General features: G+C 61.2%; 12 protein-coding genes and 1 pseudogene. 4 read left to right on the forward strand and 9 right to left on the reverse strand.

Features of this window, described 5'->3' with window-relative positions; all coding sequences use genetic code 11:
- Nucleotides 1–13 precede the first annotated feature (13 nt).
- The gene (locus Q0931_RS12690; protein ID WP_299260819.1) at nt 14–700 is read right to left on the reverse strand and encodes a gluconate 2-dehydrogenase subunit 3 family protein; all 687 of its coding nucleotides are present in this window, start codon (nt 698–700) and stop codon (nt 14–16) included.
- A 377-nt stretch (nt 701–1,077) separates the two neighbouring features.
- Between Q0931_RS12690 and Q0931_RS12695 the strand changes: the two genes are divergently transcribed.
- A complete protein-coding gene (locus tag Q0931_RS12695) occupies nt 1,078–1,428 on the forward strand; it encodes a hypothetical protein (RefSeq protein WP_299260821.1) in 351 nt (116 codons plus the stop codon).
- Between the two features lie 33 nt (nt 1,429–1,461).
- Here the strand turns inward: Q0931_RS12695 and Q0931_RS12700 are convergent, their stop codons facing one another.
- The 5 genes and pseudogenes from Q0931_RS12700 to Q0931_RS12720 all read right to left on the reverse strand — a co-directional run.
- The gene (locus Q0931_RS12700; protein ID WP_299260823.1) at nt 1,462–2,967 is read right to left on the reverse strand and encodes a YifB family Mg chelatase-like AAA ATPase; all 1,506 of its coding nucleotides are present in this window, start codon (nt 2,965–2,967) and stop codon (nt 1,462–1,464) included.
- 102 nt (nt 2,968–3,069) lie between these two features.
- A complete protein-coding gene (gene dld / locus Q0931_RS12705; protein WP_299260825.1) occupies nt 3,070–4,833 on the reverse strand; it encodes a D-lactate dehydrogenase in 1,764 nt (587 codons plus the stop codon).
- A gap of 286 nt (nt 4,834–5,119) precedes the next feature.
- Nucleotides 5,120–6,235: a metallophosphoesterase gene (locus tag Q0931_RS12710; RefSeq protein WP_299260827.1), complete on the reverse strand. Its 1,116-nt coding sequence runs from the start codon at nt 6,233–6,235 to the stop codon at nt 5,120–5,122.
- 231 nt (nt 6,236–6,466) lie between these two features.
- The gene (locus tag Q0931_RS12715; RefSeq protein ID WP_299260829.1) at nt 6,467–8,467 is read right to left on the reverse strand and encodes an OPT family oligopeptide transporter; all 2,001 of its coding nucleotides are present in this window, start codon (nt 8,465–8,467) and stop codon (nt 6,467–6,469) included.
- A 545-nt stretch (nt 8,468–9,012) separates the two neighbouring features.
- A pseudogene (locus Q0931_RS12720) lies at nt 9,013–9,252 on the reverse strand (accessory factor UbiK family protein); the annotation flags it as partial.
- A 101-nt stretch (nt 9,253–9,353) separates the two neighbouring features.
- Here Q0931_RS12720 and Q0931_RS12725 point away from each other — a divergent pair.
- From Q0931_RS12725 to glnK, 3 genes are all read left to right on the forward strand, one after another.
- On the forward strand, nt 9,354–9,497 hold the full coding sequence (locus tag Q0931_RS12725; RefSeq protein ID WP_299260831.1) for a hypothetical protein: 144 nt from the start codon (nt 9,354–9,356) through the stop codon (nt 9,495–9,497).
- A gap of 290 nt (nt 9,498–9,787) precedes the next feature.
- On the forward strand, nt 9,788–11,035 hold the full coding sequence (locus Q0931_RS12730; RefSeq protein WP_299260833.1) for an ammonium transporter: 1,248 nt from the start codon (nt 9,788–9,790) through the stop codon (nt 11,033–11,035).
- 219 nt (nt 11,036–11,254) lie between these two features.
- Nucleotides 11,255–11,593 carry a P-II family nitrogen regulator gene (gene glnK / locus Q0931_RS12735; protein ID WP_086621444.1) on the forward strand — a complete coding sequence of 113 codons (339 nt, stop codon included), beginning with the start codon at nt 11,255–11,257 and terminating at the stop codon, nt 11,591–11,593.
- A gap of 72 nt (nt 11,594–11,665) precedes the next feature.
- Here glnK and Q0931_RS12740 read toward each other — a convergent pair whose 3' ends face one another.
- From Q0931_RS12740 to Q0931_RS12750, 3 genes are all read right to left on the reverse strand, one after another.
- Nucleotides 11,666–12,268, reverse strand: a complete 603-nt coding sequence (locus Q0931_RS12740) for an FMN-dependent NADH-azoreductase (RefSeq protein WP_299260838.1) — start codon at nt 12,266–12,268, stop codon at nt 11,666–11,668.
- Between the two features lie 234 nt (nt 12,269–12,502).
- On the reverse strand, nt 12,503–13,282 hold the full coding sequence (locus Q0931_RS12745; RefSeq protein ID WP_299260840.1) for a ferredoxin--NADP reductase: 780 nt from the start codon (nt 13,280–13,282) through the stop codon (nt 12,503–12,505).
- Nucleotides 13,283–13,454: 172 nt separating this feature from the next.
- Complete coding sequence (locus Q0931_RS12750) at nt 13,455–15,503, reverse strand: methyl-accepting chemotaxis protein (protein ID WP_366941616.1); 2,049 nt, start codon at nt 15,501–15,503, stop codon at nt 13,455–13,457.
- Nucleotides 15,504–15,651 lie beyond the last annotated feature (148 nt).

Here is a 15,651-nt window from a genome sequence, read left to right on the forward strand (position 1 = left end):
GATGCCGAAACGATCAACCACGTTCGCCGGAGAGACTTACCGGGCCCAGCGGGTAGTCCCGATCATACTGATCAACCCACTCGCGGAAACTGGCACGCGCACCGGTAAAGCCGAGCATCTTCCAGCCCACCATGTGACGGTTACCGCCGTAGATCGGATCGGCCAGAAAACCCTCTTTGGTGTTTTGCAGTAAAAACGAGAAGAAGGTGGCGCTGGGCAGGTCGTCGACGCCGAGCCGGGCAAAATCGGGACGGCCCTGCTCAAGCGCGCTCAGCACACTTTCCTGATCCTCATGGGAGAGCGTGACGAAATCGCGGTTAAAGCGCTGCTGGCAGTAGCGCCGGGTAGCCGCAATGCCCAGCCGATAGATGTCGGCCGGGGTATGTGGCAGCTGATAGCCCAGTGCCGCCGGCGCATCGACATGAAAGGGCCCCTGCATGTACCAGTCCTCGGCGCGGCCATAGCCACCGGCCAGCTCCTTGTCGATAAACACCGGTACGTGCGCCTCAAGCGCCCCCGGACCGTGCTCATCGCGCGGAATCAGGCGGTCAGTCGCTGCCAGAATGAACTGCCACTCCTGGGCTTCAAAAAACATCGGCTGATAGTCACTCAGCGCCGGCGCGCCGTTGTCGGCATACGCATCGAACGCCAGGCTGCTGCCCAGGCTGACAGCCGGTATCGTCAGCAGTGAACGGCGCATGAAATCGCGCCGTTTCATATCATCGGGATCACTCGCCATCACTCTTCCTCGTCATTCTTTTAGTGCCTCATCCACGGTCAGGGTCAATCCCGGAGCCATCATACAGAAAACCTAAATTTAGCTTAACGACATCCCGTTATCTTTTTACCGCCCACTCATGCAACGAGGATTGCAACGAGGATAAGAGTGACCATGGCAGGAACCTGTTCGAGAGCCCTCCTCTTCTAAAGCAGGGGCACCTGGCGGTCGATAACGCTATAGGAACGCCGGTACAGGACGCTGTCATCGTGACCACGGGCGACGACCGTTATCGCCCGGGCCGCTCAGCGCCAATACCACGAATTATCGTTATTCCCATCGACACCGGAGGTACGCGCTTGAACATGAAAGCCGTATTGGCAGGCACTATCCTGCTGAGCATTTCGCTCAACGTCATGGCACAGGGCTACATCAGCGACGAATTCAACACCCCTGGCAGCCAGGCAGTCGCGATCTATACCTGCGCGGTCACCGGCGCCGAGAAGGGTTTTGAACCCGCAGCGTTCGATATCCTGCAATCGGCCTTTCAGCAGAAAGGGGCCAACATGAAGGGACGCCAGGCAGAAAACCTGAAGGCGGATGCCTATCGCTGGTATCAACATGAGCAGGGCCGCTTCGATTTCGACAGCTACTGGCACGGCCAGTGTGCGCCGGTCTTTGCCCGCATGGAGCGCGCCATCAACGCCTGATACCACCGGGCATCAGGCCGTATCATGTTCACCCTACACGCTCCGCCCCATCATCCGATCAAGCTGGCGATAGCCAATGGCCTCCATCAGGGCGCCCTTCTCGACCTTCGCTTCACCGTTCAAGTCCGCAATGGTGCGCGCGACCTTGAGCACGCGGTGATAGGCCCGCGCCGAGAGATTGAGCCGTGCCAGTACGCCGGAGAGCCAGGCGCGTTCGTCATCGCCCAGCGCGCAGGCGGCTTCCAGCTCACTGGTGGAAAGATGGGCGTTGAGTCCGTCGCGGGCGTATTGAATCCTTCGCGCGGCCATCACGCGTGCACGCACGGTCTCGGAGTTCTCGCCCTGCGTTTTGGCAGTGAGCTGTTCGGCGGGCAGCGCCGGCACTTCGATCTGTAGATCAATGCGATCCAAAAGCGGGCCGGAGAGGCGCGCCTGATAACGCTGAATCTGATTGGGGGTACAGCTACACTGCTGGCGCGGGTCGCCCAGATGACCACAGGGACACGGATTCATCGCCGCCACCAGCTGAAACCGGGCCGGATACTCGCGCTGATGGCTGGCACGGGCGATATGCACTTTTCCTGATTCCAGCGGTTCACGCATGGCCTCCAGTACCTTGCGATCAAACTCCGGCAGCTCATCCAGAAAGAGCACGCCCTGATGGGCCAGTGAAATCTCCCCCGGGCGGGGCCTTGAACCGCCGCCTACCAGCGCGGCGGGGCTGGCGCCATGATGCGGGGCGCGAAACGGGCGCTGGCCCCAGCGCTCCAGAATATCGAGCCCGCACACCGAGCGAATGGCTGCCACCTCCAGACTCTCGCTTTCGGTCAACGGCGGCAGAATGCTGGCAAGCCGGCTCGCCAGCATGGTCTTGCCGGTGCCTGGCGGGCCGGCAAATAAAAGGTTATGCCCACCGGCGGCGGCGACTTCCAGCGCGCGACGTGCCTGATGCTGGCCGCGGACGTCACACAGATCTGCCGCGGCGACAGTAGCTGCGGGCGGCTCGGTCAGCTGGTGGGGGGCGATGCGCCGCTCGCCAGTCAAATGCGCCACCACTTCCAGCAGGCTGGACACCGGCAGCACGTCCAGATCGCCGGCCAGTGCGGCCTCATCGGCATTGGCCGTTGGCAATAACAGTTGACGCCCGACATCAGCCACCGCCAGTGCCGCCGGCAGAACGCCGGTCACAGCGCGCAACTGACCATCGAGTGCCAGCTCCCCCACGCACTCAAGGTTGCCGACCGCTTCCTGCGGGATCTGCCCGGAGGCAACCAGAATGCCCAGCGCAATCGGCAGGTCAAAGCGCCCGCCCTCCTTGGGCAGATCGGCCGGGGCCAGGTTGAGGGTGATACGTTTGGCGGGGAACTCAAAGCCGGCATTGATGAGCGCACTGCGCACCCGTTCGCGGCTTTCCTTCACGGCCGCCTCGGGCAGGCCCACGATGGCCAGGCCCGGCAGCCCGTTGGAGAGATGCACCTCGACCACGACTTCAGGCGCGGCCAGGCCAACGCTGGCCCGGGTGGGAATGATCGCAAGCATGCAGGGCTCCAGAAGGGAATCGGCACGCCGCCTCCCGCGACGTGCATTAGATATCCCTTTAGCATCGGCTGCTCCCTGCCGAGACTTTAACCGAAACGGCCATCAGTGCGATGAGGCGCTCTCCTTGTCATGTTTTCCCCAGTGACGCTTCTTGCTGGTCTGGCCGATGCCGGGATTGAAGCAGTTGCAGGGGTCGAGTTTTTGATAGAACGCGCGCAGGGCCGGTTTGGCCTTGTAGAGATGGCCCACGTTGTGCTCAGCCGGGTATTCGGCGCCGCGCGCATCCAGCAGTTCCCACATGCGGTGCTCGAGCGCCAGACAGTCAGTGCCCTTTTTGACGATGTAGTCCTGGTGCATCACGTGGCAGAAGAAGTGGCCGTAGTAGAGCTTGTGAATCATCAGGTCATTGACGTCATCGGGCAGGACCTCCAGCCAGTCACGCTCGTTGCGCTTTAACGCCACATCAAGGGCCACGATGTCCTCGACCTCCTCCCCATGAATGATGCGATAGCGACCGGCGGCGCCGGCCGCGGCGAAGCGATGTAGAAAGGCCTTTTTGCCCTCGTCATCACTGCACTCGAAATACTCGCCCTCTCGCGTGGCGAAGTGCTTGTCGAGCAAAGCGCGGGTACGCGCCACGTTCTCCTCACCGACCTTGAGCAGCAGGTGATGTTCGAAGCGATCACGATAGTCGTTCATGCGTGCCGGCAAATGATCGGGGAAAAACCGGCCGAGCGTTTGTAATACGCGATCGGTCACATAGGTGGGCAGAAAGCGCAGCCGATTGCAGACGTCATCAATGCGGTTTTTGCGATCCCACAGCGCCGGGAGCCGATGGGTGCCCAGGTGCTGAATGGTGAGGAAGGTGTCCTTGCCATACTGTTTGGCGATGTCATAGGCGTCGCGATGCATGTACTCCCCGGCAATCGGCAGCGTCTCGAAATCAGACAATATCTGCCGGCGCAGTTCGGTCAGCTCTGCGGGCGTGTTGGTACCGATGTAGAACACCTTCGGATGTTTCTCCTGCTCGAAGGTGTCCAGCCGCAGGGCAAACACCATCAGCCGACCGGCCGAACCGGCGGCCTCGTGCAGCCGACGCGGGTCGGCATTGAAACGCGCCGGGGTATCGGCCTCGATGTCACGAACGTGTTGGTGATAGTCCGGATCAGACGCCGCGGCATCGCTTTTGTCGATGTCGGATTCGCGGTAATCGCCACGCTGCAGACGCTCAAGGATGGTGTCCGGATCGTCGCCGAGCCGCACGCCCAGATGGTTGACCAGTTCGAGCTCGCCCGCCTCGCTCATGCGCGCATAGAGCGCCATTTCGGTATAGGCAGGTCCCCGCTTGATCAGCGAGCCGCCGGAGTTGTTGCACACGCCGCCAAACACCGAGGCACCGATACATGAGGAGCCGATCACAGAGTGTGGCTCGCGCCCCATGGGTGCCAGCGTCTTTTCGAGCTGATCCAGCGTGGCGCCGGGCAGGCAGATCACCTGACGGCCGTCATCGATGGGCTGGATGATGTTCATCCGCAGCGTGCTGACAATCACGATCTCGCGGTCGTAGTCGTCGCCGTCCGGCGTGGAGCCCCCGGTCAGACCGGTGTTGGCCGCCTGGGTGATCACGATGCGATCACTTTCCATGCAGGCTTTCAGTACCTGCCACTGCTCGACAATCGTGCTAGGGCGCACCACCGCCAGCGCCCGGCCGGTGCCAAATCGAAAGCCGGTGCGATAGCGCCGGGTGCTGACCTCGTCGCTGAGCACGAAGTCCCGCCCCACGATCGTCTCCAGCCGGGTGATGAACTGTTGACGCTCGGCGGTATCGGCGGGCTGTCTTTCAAGGGTCTGGCAATAGGTCGTCATCAAGGTCTCCGCAACGTCGCCGCATCGACGCCGCCAGTGGCGGCCTCGCGGGCCTGAACCATCAGTATTCTATCGGCAGGTCGGCATCCGCATGTCATGGGTCGAACATCACCCCATCAAACCGCGATGGAAACATCGAGTGACGAGGCACGCGGGCCTGTCATGCGGGTGTCGGCGCTACATCAGGACATCATTGTGAAACCGATGCGGCCCTATTACCAGTGGCTGACCCGTACCGATCACTCAGGCGTGCCCGCCACCGCCCCTGACGAGGCAGAGCGAGCCCTCACTCACGGCGCAGGGTGATGCGGGTCAGCTCCGAAGGCTTGCCCAGACGCAGGGCAAAGCCCATCCATAGTGCCGTGCCATTGCTGACGTAGAGCGTCATGCCTTCCACGTTATAGCGTCCCGATACGAACCCGTTGTTGGCACGTGCCACGATCCGGTCCATCCCTACAATCATGCCGCCATGGGTGTGTCCCGAGAGCTGCAGGGCCACGCCTTCACGCGCCGCGTCCCGGGCATTTTTGGGCTGATGATCGAGCAGAATGATCGGCACCTCGGCGGGAATGCCCTCAACGGCTGCCGCCACGTTCGGGCCCGGCAGGCCGCGGCTCGGGCCGGCCGGGTCCGTGACGCCGGCGATGGCCAGGCGCGCGCCGTCACGCTCGATGAGCGCGTGCGAGTTGGAAAGTCTTTGCATGTTCAGTGAGACGTAGTGCTGCATCCACGGCTCGTAGCCAAAATAGTATTCGTGGTTGCCGGGGATGACGAACACGCCATCAGGCGCACGAAGCCCGGCCAGCGGGGCAACGTCGTCACGGCGGTTCTGCAGCGTGCCATCCATCAGATCCCCCGTGATCAGGATGGCATCGGCATTCAGCGCATTGGTGCGCTCGACCACCGCTCGGCTCCAAGCCTCTGGAAAAAGCCCGCTGATGTGGAGATCAGTGAGCTGCACGATTTGATAGCCCTCAAACGGCGGGGCAAGTCCCTGGATGGTCACCTCGATGTCCTTGACCGGCGGGACACGAGTGGCCTGCTGCACGCCCAGCATGCCCAGACCCAGCGCCAGCCCGGCAAGGGCGTAGCGCACCATGTCCGGTGCAGACAGGCGCTGCTGTTTAAACAGCATGGTGATGAACATGACCAGATCCATCAGCAGCTGGAAGACCGCCAGCAGAATCAGCGCGCCAAACAGGGCGTTCAATACCATCGACAAGGGGCGTGGCGTTTCAGGGGAAAAGATCGACCCGGTGAGCCAGCGGCTGATCAAATGCTGTTCGGCCACGACCAGCAGCACCAGCGCCAGAGCAAGCTTGATCCAGAGCGGTGCCGTCAGCGGCAATAAATAACGAAGCACGACAATGCCCCAGGGCAGGGCAGCAACCAGATGGAACATGGTTCAGAACTCTTTTAATCGATGACATTTTGGGTCGAATACGCTGGATCAGGGACGTTTGATCAAACAGGGTTCACAAAGGATAGCGGACGAACGAACCAGGCATGATCCGGAAGTCTCAGGCCCCTGTCCTGAATTGATAAGGCTGCGATAAGCCGCGGCGTCTGACACAACGCTCAAAACGGCCGCGCCCCGCTCGATGGCGGGGCGCGGTCATCAACAGCGCAGCCTTTATGCGCGCGCTGTCGTCACCCGCTGATAAAAGGCCAGACACACGGCGACAAAGACCCCAAGGCCCAGCCACTGGGCGGTCGTGGCAAAATCGCTGCCGACCAGCGCCAGCGGTGCGTCACTGCCGGTCAAGCCGATCACGCCGGCCATCAGGACACCCATCAGACTTTCACCCACGATCAGCCCCGAGGCGAGCAGTACGCCGCGCTGTTGCGAGCGTTCGCGCGTCGAGACATCGACATGTCTCAGGCGACGGGCCACACACCAGGAGAGCAGCGCGCCGATCACCAGCGGCATGTTCACACTCGGTGGCAGGTAGATGCCCAGCCCCACTGCCAGCACCGGCAGACGTGCCACGCCACCGCGGCGGCGCAGCAGCTCATCGATGCCGATGAGCACCGCGCCCAGCGCCACGCCGATCAGCAGCATGTGCGTGTTGAGGTCGCGATTGAAGATGCCGCTGGCAATCTGCGACATCAGCGTGGCCTGCGGTGCGGCCAGCGCCTGAGTGGGGTCCATGCCCTCGCGCGGCAGTGCCCCGGTAAAGCCATAGGCGTTGTATAAAAGCGTCAGCACCGGCGGGATGATCAGCGCGCCCACCACACAGCCAATGATCAGCACCAGCTGCTGACGCCAGGGCGTGGCGCCCACCAGGTAGCCGGTCTTGAGATCCTGCAGGTTATCGTTGGAGATCGCAGCGATGGCCAGAATCACCGAAGTGGTAAACAGTGCCAGCCCCACCGCCAGCTGCCCGCCGGCGGCACCGGCAATGTCAGTGCTGATGCCGGAAAGCGCGAGAATCAAAAGCGAGACCAGAATGACCGCGATGATGCCGATCCCCGAAATGGGGCTGCTGGAAGAGCCGACCAGCCCCGCCATGTAGCCGCAGGCCGCGGCGATCAGAAAGCCAAAAACAAAGGCAAAGAGCACGCAGCCGATTACCAGCGACCAGAAGGCCAGCGATGAAAGCTCCGGCGCATTGGACTGAATGAAGACGGCAAAAACGGCCAGCAGCGCGATCAGCAGTACGCCGGCAAGCCCCAGAATCCATGCCCCCGGCAGGTCACGGTCGGTACGCTCGATGACACTGTTGCCCGGTCTGGCAGCGCCGGCCAGCGCGTGGCGCATGCCCTGAACCAGCGATGTCGACAGCGTGCCCAGCGTCCAGAGCGCGGCAATCGCGATCGTACCGGCGCCCATGAAGCGCACGTCGCTGGACCACAGTGACATGCCCAGTTCACTTAGCGACTGCCCGGGACCCTGAGCATGAGTCAGCGTCAGCCAGGGCACCGCCACACCCCAGGCGATTATCAGACCAATCAGCAGCGCCATGCCGCCGACGATCCCGACCAGATAGCCCGCCCCGACCAGCGCCAGCGAAAAGCCGGTGGAGAGCTGAAAGGCGGCGCGGCCGGCGCTGAACCACAGACTGATGCTGTCGGCGAGCAGGCGAAAGCCGCTGGCCAGCAGCGTAAAGAGTGCCGCCACCACGCCCCCAAGGGCAATATCTCCGGCGCCGGTGCTCTGGCGTTTGGCGCCGTCGCTCTCGGTCGAGCTCTCACCCACCTTGAGAATTTCGGCAGCGGCCACCCCTTCGGGATAGGGCAGTGAGCTCTGCACCACCATGACCCGACGCAGCGGAATGGTATAGAGCACGCCCAGGATGCCGCCGATGGCGCAGATCGAAAATGCCTGCCAGAACGGAAAGCCCGCCCAGAAGCCGATCATCAAAAGCCCGGGCAGCACGAAGATGATCGCCGAGAGCGTCCCGGCGGCCGAGGCCTGGGTCTGCACCATGTTGTTTTCGAGAATATTGGCGTTGCGGCAGTAGCGCAGTACTGCCATGGAGATCACCGCCGCCGGAATCGAGGAGGCAAAGGTCAGCCCGACCTTGAGACCGAGATAGACGTTGGAGGCGGTAAAAACCACGGTAATCAGTGCCCCCAGCACGATGCCGCGCAGGGTCAGTTCGGGCAGCGCCTGCCCGTGAGCATGAGACATGTAAACCACTCCTGATGCGTACGCGCCCTGCTGGCCGGGCAGCCTCGGGGCAACCATCGCAACCGCTGGCACGCACCATGACAATGCCCGACAAGCTTTGACGGACCTTAAGGTGTATCGCAAAGGGAGGGTTTTACTTCATTTGCAGGCGAAGCGTCGAGTCTTCGTGGCCATACGCCCCATCGGATCGACGTTCGGCAGCGGTTGAAACGACAGCACCGCCAGGCAGGCGGTGCTGAAAGGACGGGGATGACCGAACAGATTCAGTCTGCAGTGCCCTGCCCGCTTTGATCATCAGAGCCGGAAGCGCGCTTGCCGCTGCCCCGGGTGGTCTTGCCGGCAGATTTGGAGGCTGTAGAGCCGGTTTTGCCGGCAGCGGCCGAGGCGCTGTCCTGCGATACGTCGCTGCCGGTGCCAACCGACGCGGCGGGGGCATCATGTTCACCGGCGAGGCGTTCGGCCTCGGCCGTCGTGCTGGCACCACCGGGGGCGGCGGCACTCATCTCGGAAGGCGTGACGTCGGCAGCCGGTTTGCCGTCACGCTCATCAAGGGCGGCTTCCAGACGGGTCACCTGCTTTTCCAGCGCTTCCACGCGTGAACGAGTGCGCTGGAGCACCTCCATCATGACATCGAAATCCTCGCGCGAAACCAGCTCCATGCGGTCAAAGGCGCTGCGCATGGCGCTTTGTACCGTGCGCTGGATTTCCTCGGGCCCGCGAGAGACGTCCTGCAGACGCTCGCCGACCTGCTGCGCCAGTCGTCCAAAAATATCGTGCTTTGCCATGTCTGCCCTTCCTCTGATTGTCTGCGTTCTCTTAAAGAGAGGGTCGGCCGCATCGTATCCGGGGATGCCTGCCGACAGTACCTGCCTACAGGATACGCAACATGACGCCGGAACGCCTAAAAACCGCAACGCACCAAAAGCGCGCATTGCCGAGCATTCACCACGCCATTTTAGTGCACCCAGGGGCCGTTCATGCGCAATTGTGGTGCTTACATGATTTTACCGAAACGCTGGATTTTCAATAAATATCTATTTTTAAAGCACTCCCATCACAATGGCACATTGCGTGCTATGTAATGGCAGGGCGTCGGTCAGCCTGATCAAGGAAGACAACACATGACACTCATCACGACCATGATCCAGTCCTTCGTGCCTTGTGACGTGCGTATCACTCTGAGCGATCACAGCGCTCGGGGAAACGGCCACCGAATCATGGATGAGAAGCCTTTCGTAACATCAACCGATGTCATCTGCATTCGTACCGGCGAACGTGGCACTGACGCCGTCCAGACTCCGGCTGCAAGGATATAATCACATGAACGAACTTGTAGAAGTGCAGTACGCACTTGATACCTTCTATTTTTTGATCTGCGGTGCGCTGGTGCTATGGATGGCCGCCGGCTTCTCGATGCTGGAGGCCGGCCTCGTGCGGGCCAAGAACACCGCCGAGATCCTGACCAAGAACATGGCGCTGTTTGCCATTGCCTGCACCATGTACATGCTGGTCGGCTATCACATTGTCTATCTGGGCAATGGCGGCAGCTTCCTGCCCGACTTCGGCTTTCTGATCGGCGCTGAGCACAGCGTGAATGACGTGCTTTCAAGTGGTGGCGACACCTATTACGCCGCCCGCTCGGATTTCTTCTTTCAGGTCGTGTTCGTGGCCACGGCCATGTCAATCGTTTCCGGCGCCGTGGCCGAGCGCATGAAGCTCTGGTCCTTTCTGTTGTTCGCGGTATTCATGACCGGTCTGATCTATCCGGTTCAGGCCTACTGGTCCTGGGGCGGCGGGTTCCTCAACGAAGCAGGCTTCAGTGATTATGCCGGTTCCGGCATCGTGCACCTGTGCGGCGCGGCCGCGGCACTGGCCGGCGTGCTGGTACTGGGCCCGCGTCAGGGCAAGTACGGCAAGAATGGCGCCATCAATGCCATCCCCGGTGCCAACATGCCAATGGCCACGCTGGGCACCTTTATCCTGTGGCTGGGCTGGCTGGGCTTTAACGGCGGCTCGGAGCTCAAGCTCTCCGATATCGGCAGTGCCAACGCCGTGGCTCAGGTCTTTGCCAACACCAATGCCGCTGCCTGCGGTGGCGTGATCGCCGCCCTGATTCTGGCCCGACTGTGGTTTCGCAAGGCCGATCTCACCATGGGGCTTAACGGCGCGCTGGCAGGTCTTGTGGCCATTACGGCCGGTCCTTCTGCCCCCGGCATCCTGGCCGCGACCCTGATTGGTGCCGTCGGCGGTCTGCTGGTCGTGTTTGCCATCGTGGCGCTGGACAAGCTGCGCATCGATGATCCGGTCGGCGCCATTTCAGTACACGGTGTCGTCGGCATCTGGGGCCTTCTGGCCGTACCGCTCACCGACAACGAGGCCGGTTTTGGCGCCCAGCTTCTGGGCATGGCATCCATCTTCATCTGGACCTTCGGAGCAAGCCTTGTCGTTTGGCTGGTGATCAAGGCCGTCATGGGGGTACGCGTCAGCGCAGAAGAGGAGTATGAAGGCGTGGATGTCGCTGAATGCGGACTGGAAGCCTATCCTGAATTCACTGGCGGCAAGCGCTAGGCGTTCGCCTGTCCGATCCGCACTGTTTCGGGCACCCGGCCAGGGTGCCCTTTTCATGCACCAGACCATGATGTATTACCACAGCATTCATGCCGGCATGACACAGCGCCTGAAATTCAATGGCAATCATGTTTTTTCAACCGGTAAGCGGCACTGTATGCTTGAACCACAGGGCAGCGGCCCTACCCATTCCATGACGATCAGGTGAGGACACGAAAGATGAAACTGGTATCTGCCATCATCAAACCCTTCAAGCTCGATGACGTACGCGAGTCACTCTCCGAAGTTGGCGTTCAGGGGATTACCGTGACGGAGGTCAAGGGATTCGGTCGTCAGAAAGGCCATACCGAGCTGTACCGTGGCGCCGAATACGTGGTCGACTTCCTGCCCAAGGTCAAGATCGAGGTGGCCGTGGATGATGCCATGGTCGATCAGATCATCGAGGCCATCACCTCGGTGGCCAACACCGGCAAGATCGGTGACGGCAAGATTTTCGTGGCCCCGCTTGAGCAGGTCATCCGTATCCGTACCGGCGAAACCGGTCAGGACGCTGTCTGAACCAGCGGTTCGCACCGCTACGGACACAAAAAACCCGCCGATTGGCGGGTTTTTCTGTTGCAGTGTCGCTTTCTACAGCGACAGCGCGTCAATCTCGGCACGGGCAGAAGACTGGGCGGTGCTGACCGCCTCTTCGCCCATCCCCAGACCCTCGGCATAGACGAACTCGATATCGGTCATGCCCAGAAAGCCCAAGAAGGTACGCAGATAGGGCGTGACCAGGTCGTGATCGGTATCGCGATGCAGACCGCCACGCGTGGTCAACACAACAACACGCTTGCCGGTAATGAAGCCTTCGGGGCCCTGTTCGGTATAGCGAAAAGTGACGCCGGCACGTGCCACGAAATCACACCAGGTCTTGAGCTGGGTCGAGATGTTGAAGTTATACATCGGCGCCGTGACCACGATGGTGTCGTGGCTTTTCAGTTCTTCGACCAGCGTGTCCGACAGGGCCAGGGCTTCCTGCTGAGCCGGCGTCGGTTCGGCCACGCTGCCGCGCAGGGCCGCCATCAGCTCGGCATCGAGTACTTCAACCGGCGTGTCGGCCAGGTCACGAACGGTGACGCTGCCGGCACCGTGGCGGCTTTCAAAACGATCGCCCAGATAGTCCGCCAGCTGGCTGGACTGGGAATGTTCACCAAGAATGCTGGATTTGAGAATCAGTGCTTTCGACATGCCTTTATCCTTGAAGATGATGCAGGATGATGGAATAACGCCACTTTACACGCCCATTTAATTGAAGGTGAAGCGCAATAATTGCCGCTTTCCATTCGTTTTTATCGAATTCACCGAAAGACTCGTCCTGCCGGTTTTCAGAACACAAAAAAGCGCCGGACGTGAGCCCGGCGCCTTCTGGTGTCATGAACCGACACGACTTATCAATCCCGGTACGCTTTCTCGATCTCGGCCCTACTTCTCGACAAAAGCGCGTTCGATCACATAGTCGCCCGGCTCGCCCATGCGCGGCGAGATGGTAAAGCCCAGCTCGTTGAGCACCTGACTGCTCTCCTCAAGCATGGCCGGGCTGCCACAGATCATGGCGCGGTCATGTTCGGGGGTCATCTGCGGCAGACCGATATCGGCGGCCAGCCTGCCGGAGCGGATGTGATCGGTCAGACGCCCCATGGTATGGAAATCCTCACGCGTCACGGTCGGGTAGTAGATCAGTTTCTCGCTGATCTCTTCGCCGAGCAGCTCGTGGTTGGGCAGGTCCCGGGTAATAAACTCCTGATAGGCCAGTTCACTGACAGTGCGCACGCCGTGAATCAAAATGACCTTGTCAAAGCGCTCGTAGGCTTCCGGGTCCTGAATCAGACTCAAAAACGGCGCAAGGCCCGTGCCGGTGGAGAGCATGTAGAGGTGGCGCCCTTCCTTCAGGTCATCCAGCACCAGTGTGCCGGTTGGCTTGCGGCTGACCAGCAGCGAGTCGCCAACCTTGAGATGCTGAAGCCTTGAGGTCAGCGGGCCGTCCTGCACCTTGATCGAGAAAAACTCCAGATGCTCTTCCCAGTTGGGGCTGGCGATCGAGTAGGCACGCGTCAGCGGCTTGCCATCGACCTCGAGCCCGATCATCACGAACTGGCCGTTTTTAAAGCGCAGGCTGTCCTCGCGAGTGGTGCGAAAGCTGAACAGCGAATCGTTCCAGTGATGAACGCTCAGAACTTCGGTGGTAGCAAACTTGCTGGACACGGTGGAGACTCCCTGACAATGGGTCGCATTTGCAATGGGTAAGTGGGCCTATTCTAGACATTGCGCCCGCAGGCGTCACTGCACGCACGCGCCTTCCTCAAGGCCAATGCCTCGCCCTCAACCAAAAAGGCCGCACCGAAGTGTGGCCTCTTGACCAAATGACACTCGAGACTTAATGACTCAGCCGGAACGCCCCCACCGTGGCGGCCAGTCGCTGCGCCTGGTGACTGAGCGATTCAGCGGCGGCTGCCGACTGTTCCACCAGCGCGGCGTTTTGCTGGGTCATGTCATCCAGCTGGGTAATCGCCTGATTGACCTGGCCGATGCCGGTAGACTGCTCGTTGGTGGCGCGGCTGAGCTCCTCGATGACCGTGCTGACCCGTCCGACCCGTTCCACGATCTCGCCCATCGCCTGACTGGCGACGCTGACAAGCTCCGCACCGCTGGTCGTTTCGCGACTTGAGGTGGTGATAAGCGCTTTGATATCGGTGGCGGCCTGGGCACTGCGGTTGGCCAGGTTTCTGACCTCCTGTGCCACCACCGCGAAACCGCGCCCCTGCTCGCCGGCACGTGCCGCCTCGACCGAGGCATTCAACGCCAGCAGGTTGGTCTGGAAGGCAATGCCGTCGATGACATCCACGATCGATTCGATCTTTCCGGACGTCTCGCGAATACGCGACATGGTGGCCACCACGCCCTGCATCTGCTCACCGCCACCGCGGGCCATGGTCGCCGCCTCATGGGCCAGACCGTTGGCCTCTTTCGTGGAGGAGGCCGAATGTTCCACGGTACTGGTCAGCTGCTCCATGGCGGCGGCCGATTCTTCCAGATTGGCCGCCGTATTCTCGGTGCGCCGGGAGAGATCATGGCTGCCCGAGGAGATTTCAGCCGCCGCGAGCTGTACCGAATGGCTCGAGTCGCGGATGTCGATCAACACCGTTTCCATGCGATCAACAAAGCTGTTGAAGGCTTCGGCCAATTGCGCCGGCTCGTCGCGCCCCATGACCGGCAGTCGCTGGGTCAGGTCACCATCACCGTTGGCAATCTGGCGCATGCGCTCGGCCAGGGTTTTAAGCGGGCGGGCAATGCGGCGACCGACCATCCAGATCGCGGCCAGTCCCAGTGCGCTGATCAAAATGCCCACCAGCGTCATGGCCATCAATGCCTCCCGCTGCTGATCAGCAATCTCTGCCTGCAGGGCAGTGAAATCAGCATAGACGGCGCTTTTGGGCACGCGCAGCAGCAGCTGCCAACGGGTCTGATCACCGATGGTGACGGGCAATTGCAAACTCAGGTCATCCCCGCTGGTGGTCATGACGGCGCTATCCACCCCGTCGATCAATTGGCGGGCCGTGGTGTCATCGAACATCTGACCCGCCGGCTTGCCGGGGCTTTGCGCGTCACCTGAATAGCCCACGATAGTGCCGTTGGTCGAGACCAGCGCGATGCTGCCCGCGCCGTTATAGAGGCCTTGATTGGCCTCAACGAGCATGCCCTGAATGAAGGCCAGTGACAGATCCACCCCGGCACTGCCGCGGAAGGTGCCATTGACCAGGATGGGCGCATTGAATGAGGTCACCAGAATGGTGTTGCCGTTGTAGTCATAGGGGGCCGGGTCGATCACGCAGGCACGCTTCGTTTCACGCGTACACAGGTAGTATTCGCCCTCACGGACGCCGTTGGCCTGGGCCTTCGTGCTCTCCATGGTGTCTCCAAGCCCCAGCACCTCAACGCTGCCGGTCTCTGTGCGATACCACCAGGGCATGAAGCGGCCATTCTCGCCGTAGCCCAGCGCAGTCTGGCCCTGATGATCGGCGTCGTTATCGAAGGCGTTGGGCTCCCAGCCGATGAAGGCATCAAGCAGTTCGGGATTGTCGATCACGCGCTGGCGCACGATGCGAGACATGTCACGGCGATCAATGGAGAGCCCCGCCACGCCGTCACTGCCCTGGGCCATCATGGCGTTGGTCTGCGCCAGTTCTTCGGCGGTCTGCAACGCCTGTTCAAGGCGGACGCTGATCTCGCTGGCCTGCGCTCGGCCCATCGCCTGCAGGCGCGCTTCAATCGACTCGTTGAGCTGCGCTTCGGTGCGACTGGCCGTCTGCTGCTGGGCTCGGGTCATGGCGACCAGCGAATACAGCACCAGCACGACAACCACCGCCAGCAGACAGGCGCCTGCCGTAATGGTCACAAAGGTACGAATGGACTTGAAATGCATCATGAGGCGTTACCATGGGTTGCAAACGCGGGCCGGCGCCACGCAGGAAGTTAAGGGCAATAACGGCGACGCCAGCGCTGGACTTGATCAACAGACGCACTAATCAAAAGACGCACTGATCAACAGACGTACTTCAACGGACAAAAAACGG

The organism is uncultured Kushneria sp. (genome assembly GCF_947497025.1).
Taxonomy (GTDB): Bacteria; Pseudomonadota; Gammaproteobacteria; order Pseudomonadales; family Halomonadaceae; genus Kushneria.

Excerpts from the sequence above, each read along its gene's own strand:
- Q0931_RS12690 (WP_299260819.1), bottom strand. The coding sequence starts at position 700 with ATGCGCCGTTCACTGCTGACGATACCGGCTGTCAGCCTGGGCAGCAGC.
- Q0931_RS12700 (WP_299260823.1), bottom strand. The coding sequence starts at position 2,967 with ATGCTTGCGATCATTCCCACCCGGGCCAGCGTTGGCCTGGCCGCGCCT.
- dld (WP_299260825.1), bottom strand. The coding sequence starts at position 4,833 with ATGACGACCTATTGCCAGACCCTTGAAAGACAGCCCGCCGATACCGCC.
- Q0931_RS12710 (WP_299260827.1), bottom strand. The coding sequence starts at position 6,235 with ATGTTCCATCTGGTTGCTGCCCTGCCCTGGGGCATTGTCGTGCTTCGT.
- Q0931_RS12715 (WP_299260829.1), bottom strand. The coding sequence starts at position 8,467 with ATGTCTCATGCTCACGGGCAGGCGCTGCCCGAACTGACCCTGCGCGGC.
- Q0931_RS12725 (WP_299260831.1), top strand. The coding sequence starts at position 9,354 with ATGACGCCGGAACGCCTAAAAACCGCAACGCACCAAAAGCGCGCATTG.
- Q0931_RS12730 (WP_299260833.1), top strand. The coding sequence starts at position 9,788 with ATGAACGAACTTGTAGAAGTGCAGTACGCACTTGATACCTTCTATTTT.
- glnK (WP_086621444.1), top strand. The coding sequence starts at position 11,255 with ATGAAACTGGTATCTGCCATCATCAAACCCTTCAAGCTCGATGACGTA.
- Q0931_RS12740 (WP_299260838.1), bottom strand. The coding sequence starts at position 12,268 with ATGTCGAAAGCACTGATTCTCAAATCCAGCATTCTTGGTGAACATTCC.
- Q0931_RS12750 (WP_366941616.1), bottom strand. The coding sequence starts at position 15,503 with ATGATGCATTTCAAGTCCATTCGTACCTTTGTGACCATTACGGCAGGC.